Annotated in this window: 10 protein-coding genes; all 10 read left to right on the plus strand. The window is 42.9% G+C overall.

Annotation, left to right across the window (positions count from 1 at the left end):
• Positions 1-214: 214 nt before the first annotated feature.
• Entirely contained in the window at positions 215-1,513 is a 1,299-nt protein-coding gene (locus D829_RS0100140; RefSeq protein WP_017686792.1) for an NCS2 family permease, read from the plus strand.
• A gap of 85 nt (positions 1,514-1,598) precedes the next feature.
• A complete protein-coding gene (locus tag D829_RS0100145) occupies positions 1,599-3,398 on the plus strand; it encodes an ABC transporter ATP-binding protein (RefSeq protein WP_017686793.1) in 1,800 nt (599 codons plus the stop codon).
• 146 nt (positions 3,399-3,544) lie between these two features.
• On the plus strand, positions 3,545-4,204 hold the full coding sequence (locus D829_RS0100150; protein ID WP_017686794.1) for a TetR/AcrR family transcriptional regulator: 660 nt from the start codon (positions 3,545-3,547) through the stop codon (positions 4,202-4,204).
• Positions 4,201-4,938 (plus strand): ATP-binding cassette domain-containing protein, encoded by a 738-nt coding sequence (locus D829_RS0100155; protein ID WP_017686795.1) that lies wholly within the window; start codon positions 4,201-4,203, stop codon positions 4,936-4,938. Before D829_RS0100150 ends, D829_RS0100155 begins: the two co-directional genes overlap by 4 nt.
• Positions 4,931-5,629, plus strand: coding sequence for an ABC transporter permease (locus D829_RS0100160; RefSeq protein ID WP_017686796.1), 699 nt, complete (start codon positions 4,931-4,933; stop codon positions 5,627-5,629). Before D829_RS0100155 ends, D829_RS0100160 begins: the two co-directional genes overlap by 8 nt.
• Positions 5,630-5,669: 40 nt before the next feature.
• Positions 5,670-6,455 (plus strand): DUF4097 family beta strand repeat-containing protein, encoded by a 786-nt coding sequence (locus D829_RS0100165; protein WP_193748435.1) that lies wholly within the window; start codon positions 5,670-5,672, stop codon positions 6,453-6,455.
• Positions 6,456-6,491: 36 nt separating this feature from the next.
• Positions 6,492-6,662 (plus strand): hypothetical protein, encoded by a 171-nt coding sequence (locus D829_RS33275; protein WP_017686798.1) that lies wholly within the window; start codon positions 6,492-6,494, stop codon positions 6,660-6,662.
• A gap of 63 nt (positions 6,663-6,725) precedes the next feature.
• Positions 6,726-7,979, plus strand: a complete 1,254-nt coding sequence (locus tag D829_RS0100175) for an MFS transporter (RefSeq protein ID WP_081594906.1) — start codon at positions 6,726-6,728, stop codon at positions 7,977-7,979.
• 36 nt (positions 7,980-8,015) lie between these two features.
• Positions 8,016-8,729 carry a thioesterase domain-containing protein gene (locus D829_RS0100180; RefSeq protein ID WP_017686800.1) on the plus strand — a complete coding sequence of 238 codons (714 nt, stop codon included), beginning with the start codon at positions 8,016-8,018 and terminating at the stop codon, positions 8,727-8,729.
• A 179-nt stretch (positions 8,730-8,908) separates the two neighbouring features.
• Positions 8,909-17,509 carry a non-ribosomal peptide synthetase gene (locus D829_RS32235; RefSeq protein ID WP_017686801.1) on the plus strand — a complete coding sequence of 2,867 codons (8,601 nt, stop codon included), beginning with the start codon at positions 8,909-8,911 and terminating at the stop codon, positions 17,507-17,509.
• Positions 17,510-17,514: the final 5 nt, after the last annotated feature.

Here is a 17,514-nt window from a genome sequence, read left to right on the forward strand (position 1 = left end):
AGAAGAAACCTGAAGAAGCAAAGCGTTTCGACCTAAAAGCTTTCTGAAAGAAAGCTACATCGGAAGCATACGCTATCACCGGATTTGTACAATTAAAAAATTCAAACAAAAAAATCTGGGGATAACAGCGATCGGAAGGTTGTTCTGTCCACGCAGTGATAGAGTGTAAATACTCAGTTATTCAGCTTATATACAGAGAGGGGAATAGAACGAAATGAAACACGGATGGATGACCAGACGTCTTGGCATGGAGCCAGGAGACCAGTGGAAGAAGGAAATTGTGGCGGGAGCCATTTCCTATTTTGCCGTGGTCTATATCGTTATGGTCAATGCTACAATTCTTTCCGATGCCGGAATGCCCTTACAGGCAGCCATGGCTGGAACCCTGTTGACGTCCATTGCAGGCTGTTTGCTCATGGCATTTGGCGGAAAATCACCGATTATCGTAGTACCCGGAATGGGGATTAATGCATTTTTCACGTATACACTCGTACATTCCATGAAATTAAGCTGGCAAGAAGCTCTGGCCGTTGTAACCGTCACAGGTATACTGTTTGCCATTGTTGCGTTTACGTCACTATACAAAATGATCAGCGAAGCGATTCCCAAAAATCTGCAGCATGGCATTACGGTCGGGATTGGTTTGTTTCTGACATTTATCGGTTTGCAAAAAAGTGGAATCGTTATCGCGCATCAGACTACGTTTGTTGCGATTGGGCACTTCAATGATCCGAATGTCATTACAGCCTGCGTTACGTTGGTGCTTGCCTTGATTTTATTTATACGGAACGTACAAGGTGGACTTCTGATCAGTATTCTGGTCGGGACAGGCCTTGCCTATATACTTGGTGCAGTGAGCCCGGGTGAATCCGTATCAGCGATGGATGCGCTGCGTCAATACGGTGGGTTGTTTGGCGAATTGTCTTTGATGAAGCTGGCTGATGTCGCGTTTTGGATCGCGGTATTTTTGCTACTGTTGATTGTGGTGTTCGAAAATATCGGATTAATTACCGCTCAGACACAGATGATTGGTCGTCCAGAGCGCTTCAAAGGAAGTCTGCGTGCTCTGTCCATTAGCACCGTGCTGGCAGGTGTATTCGGAAGTAGTCCTCCAGTTGCTGCAGCCGAGACTACAGCCGGTATTGCGGCAGGCGGTCGCACAGGTTTGACTCCGCTCGTTACAGCCGTATTATTCGGAGCTACTTTCTTCTTCATCCCGCTACTCGGTTACATTCCGGATAGTGCAATTGCTCCCATTTTGATCATTATTGGTGGCCTGATGGTGCAAGGTGTGAAGGATATGGATTTTGGTGACTTTACAGAGGCATTCCCGGCATTTCTGATCATGGTAATGATTCCATTTACATATAGCATCGTGGACGGTATGGCGTTTGGATTTATTGCCTATCCATTAGCGAAGCTGGCAGCAGGACAAGGTAAACAGGTGCCTGTGGTCATGTATTGCATTTCCATCCTCTTTTTAGCCAATTTCGTGTTGCATGGTATCTTGTAAAGCTGTGTTATACAACAAAAGGCAACGTCATGTAAGTTCATACGTATGATCTCTGGTGAGCAGATGGAGAACGGGAGGAACGGGAATGGAAGAGCAGCAACAAGCAGGGCAGAATGAACCGAAGGTAGGAAAAAAGGGATTTAAGGATTTCGTCAAGCTTATCGCTTCCACGAATCCGCCAAAACTCATTTTGATTCTTGCCCTCATCTTAACCCTGATTCAAACAACAGCCGGACTGATCGTGCCATTGATGACCAAAGGTCTGATTGATGGACTTACCACTTCGGCACTGAACAAATCTGTGATTTTATTGTTGCTGGGGGCATTTGTAATTCAGGCGATTGCCTCAGGCATTAGCATTTATATGTTAAATTATGCCGGACAACGCGTGGTCGCAACGCTTCGCACCAAGCTGTGGAACAAGGTATTGTCGCTGCGAATGCCGTATTTCGATCGCAATCGGACAGGCGATACGATGAGCCGGATTACGAATGATACAAGCCAGATCATGACGTTGATCGCGGATTATCTGGTTTCATTTGTGTCGAACATCGTCGCTGTTGTAGGTGGTGTGGCGTTACTATTTTACTTGGATTGGGTGATGTCGCTCATTATTCTGAGTCTGGTGCCACTTACGCTGTTGATTCTGTTGCCGGTCGGGAAGAAAATGTACAAGATCTCCAAGAAGCAGCAGGACGAGATGGCAGGTCTTACGTCCGTGCTCAGTCAGGTTATTGGCGAGATTCGCTTGGTAAAAGCCTACGGCACGGAGAAACAGGAAGTGGAAGCAGGGGATTCCCGGATTCGTAAAATGTTTGCTTTTGGCTTGCAGGAAGCACGCATTCTTGCACTGATCGGTCCCTTGTTTACATTTGTCATGACTGCCGTACTGGTCGTTATTCTGGGTGTGGGGGGAATGCGCGTAGCGTCTGGACTGTTGTCGCCTGGTGAACTGGTCGCGTTCATATTACTGTTGTTCCAGGTCATTATGCCAATGGGACAATTCACGACGTTATACTCCCGTTTACAGAAAGTTGTAGGTGCAACAGAGCGCATACAAGCTATTCTTGCTGATGAAGAAGAGCCACATGACAGCATCAAGGTAGCGCCAAAAGGAAATGAGACGATTGCATTCCATGATGTACACTTTTCCTATGTCACAGGTGAGGAAGTGCTGCACGGAATCAATCTGACGGTACCTACACGCAAAGTGACGGCGATTGTCGGTCCAAGCGGTAGCGGCAAATCAACGCTGTTCTCCTTGATGGAGCAGTTCTATATGCCCGATTCAGGCCACATTTCGTATGGGGGACAAGCGATAACGGAGTATTCCTTATCCTCCTGGCGTAGCAAGATCGGGTATGTATCTCAGGAAAGTCCGCTTATGGCGGGCACGATCAAAGACAACATCACGTACGGATTAGGTCGTGAGGCCACGATGGATGAGATCCGGCGAGCTGCTGAGATGGCCTATTCTGCCGACTTTATCGACAAGTTGCCACAGGGCTATGACACGGAAGTGGGCGAGAGAGGAATCAAGTTATCCGGGGGCCAACGTCAGCGGATTGCTATTGCTCGTGCTTTACTGCGCAGTCCGGATATTCTCATGTTGGATGAAGCGACATCCAGTCTGGACAGTACCTCCGAGTATGAAGTACAACAGGCTTTGTCCAACCTGATGGAAGGCAGAACTACGATCGTGATCGCGCACCGACTGTCCACAGTTGTGGATTCCGATCAGATTGTTGTATTGGAGCATGGATATGTTACCGGAACAGGAACTCATACGGAATTAATTAGCAATCATCCGGTATACCGTGAATTAGCTCAAAAACAGTTTGTGGCACAGGAAGGAAATGCAGCTACAGTACAAAACGAAGAGTAATTCTCATTAATGCAGGGTCTCCTTTATACCCATGAGGTATTTCAACGGAGATCCTTTTTCTTTTTCTGAAATTCCTCATATTGACAGTAAGATCAACATACTCTATATTATAGATACCGACCGTTGGTATGTATAAGGAGGAACTTATGGCTAGAAATAAATACCCTGAGCAGACGCTGGACCTGATTCTGACAGTTTCAACTCAAATGTTTACCGAAAAGGGATATGAAAAGACCAGTATTCAAGAAATTATAGATGAATTAGGTATGTCCAAAGGTGCAATATATCATCATTTCAAGTCCAAGGAGGATATCCTTAGTGCAGTGATGGAGAAGGAGCTCGGGCGGGCAGAAGACATGTTCATGGAACTCATCCAGAACACGCATGCTCCGAATGCCAGACAGAAGCTCATCAGTATTTTGGAAAATATTATTGTTGATCCTGGAATCCAGTCCAACTCAATTGATCAGGTTCTTAGCACTCAGATCAAGAATCCGCAGTTTGTACTCGGTGGAATCAGGAAGGGTGTTCTAAAAGACGCACGAATTATTGCCAATATTATGGAGCAAGGCAAGGAAGATGGGTCCATTTCAGTCGAATATCCGCTGGAGTGTGCTGAAATCTTCATGCTGCTCGTTAATATCTGGATCAACCCTCTTCTTTTTGGCAGAGATCAGGAGCAGACATTGGAAAGGCTTAAGTTTTTGCAACACATAATGAAGCTCTTGGGAGCAGATATCGTTAGTGAACAGCTCATTCAGCGAATTACGAATCGGCATGCTAGCACGGGAGGGTATGTGGGATGAGTGGGAAGGGCTTAATTGTAGAAATGGAAGGTATATCCAGATTCTTTGGAGAGAGGGAAGTCATTCGAAACTGTACGATGCACTTGCCGGAGGGCAGTATCTATGGCTTTTTGGGACCGAACGGAGCTGGAAAAACTACGGTTATGAAAATATTGACCGGTTTACTTAAGCAGAGCAGCGGTCATGCCAAAGTACTTGGGCTGGATGTTTCGACTCACCGGGATGAGATGCTGGGGCAGGTGGGAAGTTTGATAGAAGTACCCATTTTTTTTGAACATTTGTCAGCGAAGGAGAATTTGCAGATTCATCTCGCTTATATGGATAAAGATGATAACAATGTGATGGAATTTTTGGAAATGGTAGGGCTGGAACAGACTGGTAGTCAAGCGGTTTCTACGTTTTCGTTAGGAATGCGCCAGCGTCTTGCTATTGCCAGAGCAGTTATTCACAAACCTAAGCTCTTGATACTGGATGAGCCGATTAACGGACTAGATCCCTTGGCTATTCGGGAAATGAGAGCATTGTTTAAACGTTTTGTCAACGAATACGGTATGTCTATCTTGATCTCCAGTCACATTATTTCAGAACTGGAACAAGTGGCTGATATTATTGGAATCATTGTGAATGGTTCAATTATCCGTGAGATGCATATGACTGAAATCCGTGCAAAGTTTCCAAATGGATTGGAGGAATACTTTTTTGAAGTGACGAGTGGAGGGACAGAAATTGCATAAACTTATTCGTCTGGAGCTGAAAAGGCACAGAATGAACGTGTACGCAAAAGCAAGTGCAGCGGTGACCTTGGGTTTAATCGCTTTTGTTTATTTTATTGCTTACGTGGCCCAGGTTGAGAAAGAGGCAGACTTTCAAACGTACCCCAACATTCTCTTGTTTACATCAATTATTAGCATGATTTGTTTTTCTGTATTAGCTTCAGTCATGTATTCCCGAATAGTGATCGAAGAGTATTCTGGAAATCGTTTGACGTTGTTGTTTACGTATCCTGTAAACCGGAAAAAGATGTTGCTGGCCAAAGTGATCCTCGTTTCAAGCTTCTCAACGATTGCAATGATCGGAGGGAACTTGCTGGCGTTATTCATTTTTACCATGACAGAATCTGTAGCTCCTATTGTAAATGACAAAATGTCGTTAAATCTGGTGTTATCGATGATATTAACGATTGTCATTCTCTCCATTAGTGCGAGTGTTTGCAGTCTAGCCGCCATGCGTATCGGATTCGTTCGCAAATCTGTGCCGTCTGCTATCGTATCTGCTTTGCTTCTATGTGCACTTATTGGGAATCTCGTGATTGGTAGTGCCCAAAATCAGCTTCTTCTGTTTTTCCTAGCATTAATAATGATTGCGCTGGGGGTGTTTATCGTCATGGAATTGATGAATCGCATCCATACGATGGAGACAGAATGATCTTGGGGTGATAAGCCAAAGAAAGGGGAGAAGAAAAGTGTTGAAAAGCAGTGAACTTAGCCTCTGCAAAACGATAGATGTGGATCAACCCATAGATGACATTGATTTGGATTGGTTGTCAGGCGATATTCATGTACTTTTGGGTGAAGATGAATTGATTCACGTCATGCAGTATGCCGATCAGCGTTATGCCGAGCGAAAGTTAATGCAGCCAAGTATTAACGGCAATAAATTAAGTATTATAGATGGACGGAAAAAAACAGGTTTCATTGGATTTAATATCGGCCGGACCGCTTTAGAGCTGCACGTCCCTCGTCGTGTTTTAAATTCTATTCTAGTGAAAACAACAGGTGGTCAGCTTGCGATGAATGGAATTCAAGCTAATCGCTGTCAATGTAAAGTCACATCAGGAAGTTTAACGTTGTCCGGAAACATGGAAAAGCTTGAGGTATACGCAACCGCCTCAGATTTCTACGCAAATAATGTAAAAGCAAATAGATTCACTCTCCACTCGAGTTCATCCAAGATTGAGATTACAGGAGAATTTCAACATGTGGAATCGAAGACTACGGGGAGGGGGCTTCATATGGATTGTCTTCAAACTCCAAATAGTTTCCATTCTATTTCCACTGGAATGAAGGCCGTGGTATGCATTCCAGATCAAGAAGGCTTTGAAGTGCAACTGAACGAAAGATCAGGCACATTAAAAAGTGATTTTGAATTGACTCCTAAACAGGGTGAACGTAAACGATTCTCATACAAAAATGGAAAAAGACAATTTCAAATTGATATTCGTGGGGGTTCCTTTCATTTAAAGAGAAGGTAATTGAATGAATCCCATGAAAATGAAGGAGGCATGCACATGGCAGGCTGGATTGTAGGCATAACCTTTTCCTCTATTGTACTAATCATAGGAGTCTATGGTGTATTAAATAGCAAACGCAGGCGTGTCAGGAATAAATGGGCTTGGTGGTTCATTTTGTTCGGTTGCTGTGCACTTGTCAGTGCAGTGATTAATTATCAATTCAAATAGCTTTAATCCTGCAATAAAGGGGGAGTTCATATCTTATTAGGTTTTAATCGAAATTTCAACCTGATTCTGATAGGACAGATCATTACCTTATTTGGAAGTGCTATCCTGCGTTTTGCACTGTCATTGTATATTCTTGATTTTACAGGCTCTGCAGAGACGTTTGCTGTGTTGCTTGCTGTTTCAACGTTACCTACCATACTTCTGTCCCCCATTGGCGGAGCGATCGCGGATCGGGTGAATCGAAAACATCTAATTGTGTCCTTTGACTTCATCAGTTTTGTAGTAACGGGTGGATTGCTTGCATTTCTTTATGCAGGATCAGGTGACATGGTTATTATCATTGGAGCAGTTATGACCATATTAGCTCTCGTCAGCACCTTCTATCACCCTACTGTGCAAGCGAGCATACCTTTGTTGATTGAAGGGGATAAATTAATGAAGGCTAACGGTGCAGTATCGGGCATTGGAGCTATTACAAACTTTGCAGGTCCTGTGCTCGGCGGACTGATTTACGGATTTGCAGGGATTGAATTTATCGTTGCTGTTACGTGTGCCAGTTTTTTGATTGCTGCAATCATTGAGCTTTTTATCCGGATTCCTTTCTTCAAAGAGGCCAGAGTTCAGGGAATGCTCAAAACGATTGGATCGGATCTAGCAATAGGGTTTCGCTACATTCATAAAGAGAACCCCTTCTTACTTAAAATTATTTTGATCGCCGCTTCCATTAATTTGTTTATTACTCCTCTTTTTTTAGTAGGTATTCCTTATGTTATTAAAGTGCTACTGCATATGGAAGATCAATACTTCGGGTATACCCAAGGAGGAATATCATTGAGTATGATCGTTGCCGCTGCGGTCATAGGCCTTATTGCAGGGAAAATAAGAATTAACAACTTATATTTATGCTTTTTAGGCAGCGGAATTATATTTTTACCTATGGCTTTGGCTATTTACCCTTCCTGGCTGGACGGTGATCAACAACCCATTATTGCATATCTCGTGTTTTCTCTCTGTGCCATGCTGATTATGTTTGTCATTACTCTTGTTAACATTTTTTTTACTACACTCCTGCAGAAAAAGACGCCTAATGCTTTGTTGGGCAAAGTGATGGCTATAATGTTTGCTATATCGACATGTGCCGTCCCTATTGGTCAAGTAGTAACAGGAACATTGATTGATAAATTTACTAATAATATGTACCTTCTCGTTATCTTGATTGGTATTATCACCATAATTATATCACTATTCATGAAAAAGCTGTTGAGCTCATCAAGTGAAGGCTCCACAACTCAAGATACAGTAACTTCGCAGGTTTGATCAGACAGCTGTTACCAAAAAGGAGAAATAACAAAAATGAAGCGAATGCAATTATTTTGTTTGCCTTATGCTGGTGGAAGTTCATCCATGTATCATGAATTTGCCTCTAATCTTCCTGAATGGATTGAAATGATACCCATTGAATATTCCGAGCTGGGGCAGAAGAATAAACACTCAAGCTTTCAACATATGGTTCAGGAATTGGCGGTTCAAGTGCAGGAGTTATGGGACGAGAAGCCTTTTGCTATTATGGGTTATAGCATGGGAAGCCTTGTAGCATACGAACTTTATTATGAGATTTTACAAAAGTACAACAGAAAACCGATTCACATGTTCTTTGCAGCTCATGTTCCTCCAAGTCAACATACAGCGAAGCGTTTAACTCGTACAGATGTGGAAAAGAGGGTGAAAGCAAACTTATCTAGTATGGGAGTAAATCTTCCTATCACAGAACAACAGACCTTGCTGGAGTGGATCGTACCTAAATATCTTAAAGATCTTGACCTCTACACCGAATATTCGTACGTGCAAGGTAGGCAGGGGATCGATGCTAATATCACTGTACTTTATTCTGATGAGGAGAATAAACAGAGACAAATTTTTGATTGGTCACCCCTTTGTTCAAAATTCTGTATGTATCATCGAATGGGGCCGAGTCACTTCTTTATTAATCAGGAAGCCAAGCGTATGGCTTGGGAAGTCAGTCAGTCCATTACCAATGAATTGAGGCAGCCAATTTTGTCAAATTAATGGCTTATTTTTGTCTAACTTTCAGATTGTTTGTCGAACGCTAAAAACGGTGAAGGATATTCTCTTTTAGTGAAGAATATGGTTCTTTAGATCCATATTTATCATAAAAAGAGATTTTTTTGTTTTTCTTTATTTTTTTATATTTATTTCAATTTAATTACAATTAATTGGAGGTTAACATGATTGACATGAGTCAGGAATACAAGATGGGAATGGACAAGTCACTGGGGCGGTCAATTCGGAAATTTATCTCAGATTATGGAGTGAATGCACCATTTTTACTGGCTTCTGTTTGTGGTTATTATGAGAGTCTTATTTCTGGAAGTGATACATCATTTATTGAAGTGAACACTTCCGATGGGGAATCAAGTTCTCTACAGGTCCAAATGGACCAACAACTGCTGGTTGATGATTTTTTGAAACAACGGTTGAATGACCCATCGTGGCAGCAGCATTGTACATTTGGAATGACCATTACGATGAATCTAGACCATATGATTTCGAATCGTTCCGATTGCAGGAATACTATAACGATGGGAATTACGGAAGAACAAGAACGGTTTTTAGTCACATACCAAACGTACTCTGAGCACATAACTCATCATATGATCAAGAAAATGCATACCCGATTACTAACCATCACCGAACAAATGATTAACGGTACGACTCTTTTACTACGAGACATAGAACTCATTAGCGATAATGAAAAGCAGGAAATGGTGACTAGCTTTAATAAAAGCAAAACTCCATACGATCAGAATTCGACATTTATTGAGCTGTTTGAGGCACAGGTGGACCAGAACCCTGATTATATTGCTTTTGAATACAAAGGGGAGAAGATTAGTTACAAAGACTTCAATGGAAGAGCCAATCGCGTGGGGCAAAAGTTGAGAGAGATGGGAGCTAAACCGGATCACATCATTGGAATTATTACAGAACGTTCCATTTCAATGATGGTGGGGATCTATGGAATTCTGAAATCAGGAGCAGCATATATGCCGATAGATCCAGAATTGCCGGATCAGCGCATACATTATCTACTGGAAAATAGTGGATCTATGGTCATAGTAGCCGAGGATGCTTACATTGACCGCATTCGATCAATAACTTCTCATGCGATTTTAACGCTCTCTGTCGGTGATGAAGGAGTTGAGAACAATCTTGAACGGATAAGCAAGCCTGAGAGCTTGGCCTACGTTATTTATACTTCTGGTACGACTGGGCTTCCCAAAGGGGTAATGGTTGAAAATCGAAACCTGGTGAATTTTACTCAATGGATGCTTCGAGATAAATTTACACAATATGACATTGTTTTGGCGAAAACGACCTATGCTTTTGATTTATCGATATGGGAATTGTTTGTTGCTCCTTTAGCTGGGGCTAAGGTCATACTTTTACCCAAGGAAGATGAAAAAGAACCCTCTCGGATTATGCAAACCATTAAGAAGTGTAAGGTAACCCGTACTTCATTCGTCCCTTCTGTATTAGAAGAATTTACGCTTGCAGCGGATTGGTCTGCACTATCGTCGTTAACACGAATTGTACTATCCGGAGAAGCTCTTCCACTTGCTTTGGCAGAGCGATTTTACTCATGTTCACGAGGTACGACCCAGCTAGTTAACTGTTACGGGCCTACAGAAGCAACGGTATTTGCAACATCTTATGCCGTTCCGCTGAATGAACCGTTAAGTGCTGTACATATTGGCAATCCGATTTCATACACGACCATCTATATTATGAATGAGGATCGAATCTGTGGTGTTGGTATGCCAGGCGAACTGTACATTGGCGGTGCAGGAATAACCAGAGGATACATCAACAAGCCTGATCTAACGGCTGAACGTTTTCTGGATAATCCATATTTTCCAGGTGAGAAAATTTACCGCACAGGTGACCTTGCCTGCTGGATGGATGGAGAAAATATCCAATATCTGGGTAGACTTGATGATCAGGTCAAAATTAGGGGTTATCGTATCGAACTTGCGGAAGTTACAAGCAAACTACGCAGTCTGGAAAAGATCAGTAACGCGGTTGTTATCAAACGAGAAGACAGAGGCTATCCCTATTTATGTGGATACTTTGTTGCTGAAGAGGAAATGGAGATCAATAGCATTAAACAGAGCTTGGCCGAATTTTTGCCTAAATACATGATTCCTTCACACCTTATCCAAATGGATAAATTACCTGTCACTTCTAATGGGAAACTGGACAAGAGAGCCCTCCCGCAGCCAGATTTCGTGAGATCCGCTAATTATGTTCCGCCAGCCAATCCGACAGAAATACGGTTGACCGAAATTCTGCAAGAAGTGCTCGGACTACAGGAAGTTGGCATGACGGATCAATTTTTTGAACTTGGTGGTGATTCCCTGCGAGCAACTAGGCTGGTGAATCTTGTAGAGCAACGAATGAGTTCAAAACTTAGCATAAAAGATGTGTTTAATGCCCCAGTGGTGCAGGATTTGGTTCAAGTGATTTCTCATTGCAAACAAGAATCTACCGATCTTTTTCCCTCACTGGTCAGGGAGCGCTTGGATGTTTATCCGATGAGTTATGCTCAAAAGCGTATGTTTGTTGTTCAGCAAATGGATACGGAAAGCTTAGCTTATAATGTGCCCTTTGCAATGCAAGTGAAGGGTAAGCTGGATGCACAACATTTTGCAAAAGTACTTCAAATGTTGCTTCAGCGTCATGAAATTCTCCGAACACACTTTGCTTACGAAGAAGGAGAATTCAGACAGATTATTGAGCAAGATGCCGAACCGATTTTCAGTATGCTTGATGGCAGTATGGAAGACTTTCCGCAATTGGTCCAAAATTTTGTCCGTCCATTTGATTTGGGCAAAATGCCACTCATGCGAACAGGAATGATGTATGGAACAGATGGCGTGACCTTGCTGTTATTTGACATTCATCACATTATTTTTGACGACGGCTCCAAAGCTTTATTATTACATGATCTTGAACAGTTATATAACGGCAAGATATTGCCTCCGCTAGATTCACAATATAAAGACTACAGCCTCTGGCAAAACTCAAGAGACTTGCAAGTACAGGCAGATTACTGGCTATCTCAGTTTAATGATGAGATTCCAGTTTTAAATTTGAAGACCGATTATCCTAGACCGATGCAGCAAAGTTATCGTGGTAGCAGTATCACGACCTATATTAATGCTGAATTACATCGACAGGTGAAAGAGTGGAGTAAACGTAGCAACACGACTCCGTATATGTTGTTAATGAGCTGCTTTATGTATTTGCTGAACCGGTATAGCAGACAAGAAGAAGTAATCATTGGAAGTCCGATAGCAGGCCGGGTCCATCCGGAAACCGAGCACATGCTGGGTATGTTTGTGAATACGCTGGCCATCAAAGCGGAGTTTAGGGAGAAGCAGACTTTTCGTGAACTATTGCAGCAGATTCGGGAGAAATGCTTGGAAGCTTACGAACATCAAGAGTATCCCTTTGAACAATTGGTTGAGAAAAGTGGTGTGGAACGTGATCCTTCACGTCACCCTATATTTGATGTCATGTTCGTACTTCAGGACAATGTCCAGGCACCTGCATCCCTAGGTGGATTTAAATCTTCTTTTGTCCCTCTACAGAGTGTTGCATCTTCTTTTGATCTCACACTCAGTATTGAGGAAGGAGGCAACGGGTACGATCTTCAGTGGGAATATTGCCAAGATATTTTTAAGCAATCATCTATTTCCCATATGGCTACTCATTTTGAAAGCATAATAAAGCAATGTCTGCAGAACCCAGATCTGCCATTATCCTCAATGAATTGGTTAAGTGCAAAAGAAAAGGAAACCGTACTTAAAACTTTTAATGACAATGAGTTTGCCTTACCCACGGGGAATACATTAAATTCCTTATTTGAAGATCGAGTTGAAAAGTCTCCAAACCAAATTGCTGTTGAATATGGATCAGATTTTCTTACGTATACCGATTTGAATAAAAGAGCCAATGCGGTAGCCAAACAATTACGAACTCTAGGTGTGGTTCCCGATCAGATTGTTGGGCTTGCGCTGGAGCGATGCACAGACATGATCGTCGGAATGCTTGGCATTCTGAAAGCAGGAGGAGCTTACCTACCTATCGATCCTAATTATCCAGTTGAACGCATCAAATATATGCTTCAGGATAGTTCGGTTACATGTGTTGTAACAGGTCAAGGGAGTGAAAAAGTAGCGGAGATTCTAAAGAACACGCATGTCATTCAACTTGAAAAATATCGGAACAAGGTAGAGAAAAATCTACCATCTGTGTCGAAGCCGGATCACTTGGCGTATGTCATTTATACTTCGGGAACAACGGGTAAACCCAAAGGCGTTATGATTGAGCACCTTCATGTGGTTAACCAAGCTGTATGGCAGATGACAGTAGGAAATTATGACGAGCATAGTATGGTTATCCAAAAAACGACGCACGTATTTGATGGATCTGTATGGGAGATATTTCCTTGTCTGATTGCAGGAAGCAAACTAAAGATTATCGACGATTCCCAGCATCAGGATCCTGAACAACTGCTTGAAATCATGCCGGGTAGTCACATAGCACTAATTCCTTCTATGTTACGGATCGCTATGGAATACGCAGAAGAACAGAATAAAACGGATAAACTTCGAGCGGTAAAACAAATATATTTGGCGGCTGAGCCTGTGACTTCTGAGCTGCTTCAAAAATTTGATGAAATAACGGAAGGAGCAATGGATCGTCTAAGCAATCTCTATGGTCCTACGGAAGCAACGGTTACAGCAACTTCCTATTCATTCAAAAGGGGTAACAGCGCGCTGGCTTCCATCGGTAAACCTATTTTTAATACCCATATATATATCATGAACGATTTGCAGCTATGCGGAGTAGGTATTCCAGGTGAGCTTTGCATTGCAGGGGCAGGTGTGGCCAGAGGGTACATGAATTTGCCGGAGCTCACGGAAGAGAAATTTGTGAAGGACCCCTTTCATGAAGATGGACGAATGTATAGATCGGGTGATTTGGCACGTTGGACCGAAGATGGCAATATCGAATTCTTAGGCAGGATCGGTGAACAGGTTAAAATCAGGGGATTCCGCATCGAAGTCAGCGAGGTAGAGAGTAAGCTGAGAGAAATTAAAAATGTCCTGGATGCAGCTTGTGTACAGGTCAAAGTAAATGATGAACTTTTTCTTGCCGGATATGTTGTGGGTGAAGAAATTGAAGGACCTACCTATATTCGTGAGGAGATAAGTAAAATGCTGCCTTCGTATATGGTGCCTTCGTTTATCAAAGTGATTTCGCAACTCCCGTTAACGTCAAATGGCAAACTAGATAAACGTGCTTTGCCTATACCTTATCTGGAGGATTCAAATCCGGTAGACGAGTTCCTGAATGAGACAGAAAGTGCTGTTCAGCAGGCTTTCATGGAGGTTTTAGGAATCAACAAAGTCAGCCTGGATGATAGTTTCTTTGATCTGGGTGGCCACTCACTTCGTGCTATGCGATTAATCAACAAGCTAAATAAAAGTTTAGGTCAACGATTAGCGATACGTGAGATTTTAATGGCCAGAACTGTTAGAAATATTGCAGGGTTATTCTCGGCAGTGAAACATTCAGATGTATACGATCCGATTGAATTTCTGGTAGAGAGAGAATGGTACCCCGTCAGTGCAGCCCAGCAAAGAATTTATATGATTCATGAAATGCAGGGAAGTAACGTTACGTATAACATTCCTATGATCTTCAGAGCAAACAAACTGGATTTGCATCGACTGAAAACAGCATTGGCGAGGTTATGCGAGCGATACGAACTAATGAGAACATCTTTCTCTATACAAGATGGGGATGTCCGTCAAACCATCGCTAATCACGTAGATTGGGAGTTATGGCATAGCGACACAAACCATAAATCTGTACCAGAATTATTAACGCAATTTGTTCAGCCTTTTAATCTGAGTGAAGCTCCACTGTGGAGAGTCGGGGTACATGAAATGTCGGAGCAAGAAAGTTTGCTGATGATCGATATTCATCATATTATTTTCGACGAAGGTTCTAAGCATACATTCATAAATGACCTGCTGCATCTTTATAATGGGGATACTCTGCCTGAGCTCAAACTTCAATATAAAGATTATGCTGTGTGGGAACTACGCCGTGATTTGCATAGACAGGAACAATACTGGCTGAACGAGTTTGCTGAAGATTGTCCTGTTCTGGATCTGCAAACCGACTTTCCTCGACCGCGTCAACAAAGTCACAATGGCGATAGCATTGATTTTCCATTGGATAAAGAAACAAGCAATCTCATTAAAGGTCTCGCCCGTCATCACGGTACGACCAAATATGCAGTCTTGATGTCTGTATTCATGCTCATCCTGCATAGGTACAGCAGACAAAATACTGTAGTGGTAGGAAGTCCGGTGTCAGGAAGAGTACATCCAGAAACAGAGGATATGTTGGGTATGTTTGTTAACACCTTACCTATCAAAGGAGAAATACAGCCTGAATATACTTTTGTCATGCTACTGAAGCATGTCCAGGAAAAGCTTCTTGCTGCAGGGGAGAACCAGGAATATCCGTTTGATCAGTTGGCAGATAACGTGTCTACGGAGCGAGATCCATCGCGCAACCCGATCTTTGATGTTGTGTTTGTATTTAACGAAAAGCAGTCGGAGCTGAGCGTGAAAGGGACCCGGTTGTTACCTGTTAAGTTGGACAGTTTGTCTGCTACATTCGATTTGACTGTCAGCATGGCCGAAACGGATATCGGCTACAATCTCCATTGGGAATATTGCACTGATCTGTTCGTGAAAGAAACAATAGCAAGAATGGCAAATCATTACGATGTAATGCTAAAGGCAGTATTGTCTCAGCCAGAAGAAGAGTTGACTCATTTTCCAATGCTGTCAGAAAAGGAAAATAAATTCATCATACAACGATTTAATGCAACGGATAGGGCTTATCCGTCTGACCGAAGCGTGGTGGATCTATTCTATTCTCAGGCTGCATCGACCCCTGATCAGCTAGCTGTCGTATCAGGCGAAGAGCAGTTGACGTACCATGAACTGGAGCAACGTTCCAGTCGGCTGGCAGAGCAGTTACGGCGAGCAGGTGTAAAGCGCGGAGATTACGTTGGTATCATGGCAGAGCGGAATACACATACGATCACGGGAATTTTGGCGATTTTGAAGGTCGGAGCAGCGTACATGCCGATTGATCCCAAATTTCCGGATCAGCGAATAGCTTACATGCTGAAGGATAGCCGGGCCAAAGTAGTCCTGATCGGTGTACAGATGCCAGAAGCACTTAAAACCATTGAAGTTATGATCTTGTCCATGCTGGCATCCGAAGGAGCGCGGGAAGAAGTCGCCTTTCCGGCTGAGACTGTGGGACAAGTCGTGGAAGAGGGTACAGGTGTAGACTGGCCTGTTCATGCTGATGACGTTGCTTATCTGATGTACACATCAGGAACGACAGGTGAACCGAAAGGGGTCATGGTAGAGCACCGAAGCATTAACCGACTGGTAAAAGAGACGAACTATGCTGATTTTACCGATGCCCGAATCCTGCAAACCGGTTCTTTATCGTTTGATGCCTCGACTTTTGAGATATGGGGAGCCCTGCTTAATGGGGGTTGTCTGTACTTGGTTGATGAGGAAGTATTGACTGATCCAGCAAGCCTAAAACAGGCTGTTACTCACTATCAAATTAATACGATGTGGCTAACGGTTTCCTTGTTTAATTATATCGTTGCTGAGCAAGTGGATGTGTTTGAGCCTGTCTCTCAATTGATCATTGGAGGGGAACAGGTATCATTCCAACATATTCAGCATTTAAGAGAGGCGAACTCTCGCATTCGGATCGTTAACGGGTATGGACCGACGGAAAGTACAACATTTGCAGTTACCTTTGATATCGGTCAGGATATGACGATGCCAATCCCGATCGGTAAGCCGATTTCCAATACTCAGATATATATTCTTGAAAACGAAGGGCTATGCGGTATAGGTGTACCAGGAGAAATTTGCATAGGGGGGGATGGCCTTGCAAGAGGTTACCTGAACCTAGAAAAACTAACCACAGAACGCTTCAGGTTTCATCCAATGCTTTCGGGACAGCGTTTATACCATACAGGTGACCTTGGGCGCTGGCGGGAAGATGGTAACATTGAATATCTTGGAAGGATGGATCAGCAGGTCAAAATTCGTGGTTTCCGAATTGAACTGGAAGAGATTGTAGCCCATTTGCGATCCTGTCCTGGTGTTCAGAATGCGGTTGTTACGATATGGAAGGATAACGATGAAAAGTTTCTATGTGGTTATCTTGTGAGTGATGATCAGCTGGATTTGTCACAAGTAAGAAAACGCTTAGAAGAGGAACTGCCATCGTATATGGTGCCATCGCATTTAGAACAGCTGGATAGTTTACCTCTAACACCAAACGGTAAGCTGGATCAAAAAGCGTTACCTAAGCCTGATTTTAAAGCTAGCAGGGTCTACATTGCACCTAGCAATCCAACAGAGACAGTGATCGTCGATGCAATTAGTACTATATTAGGCGTGGAGCAGGTCAGCATAGAAGATAACTTTTTTGAACTAGGGGGGCATTCCCTCAAGGCGACCAGACTGGTGAACGCGATAGATCAGGCTCTCGGCGTCAGACTTACACTACGGGATATTTTAATGGAGCGCACGGCAAAGAACCTGTCTGTACTGGTTAGTTCTAAGAAAGAGACTCAAGATTCGAATACTTCAGACTCAAACTACTCATATATCGCAGTGGCATTAGAAGAGGAGGACTAACAATC

This window comes from Paenibacillus sp. PAMC 26794 (assembly GCF_000316035.1).
Taxonomy (GTDB): domain Bacteria; phylum Bacillota; class Bacilli; order Paenibacillales; family Paenibacillaceae; genus Paenibacillus.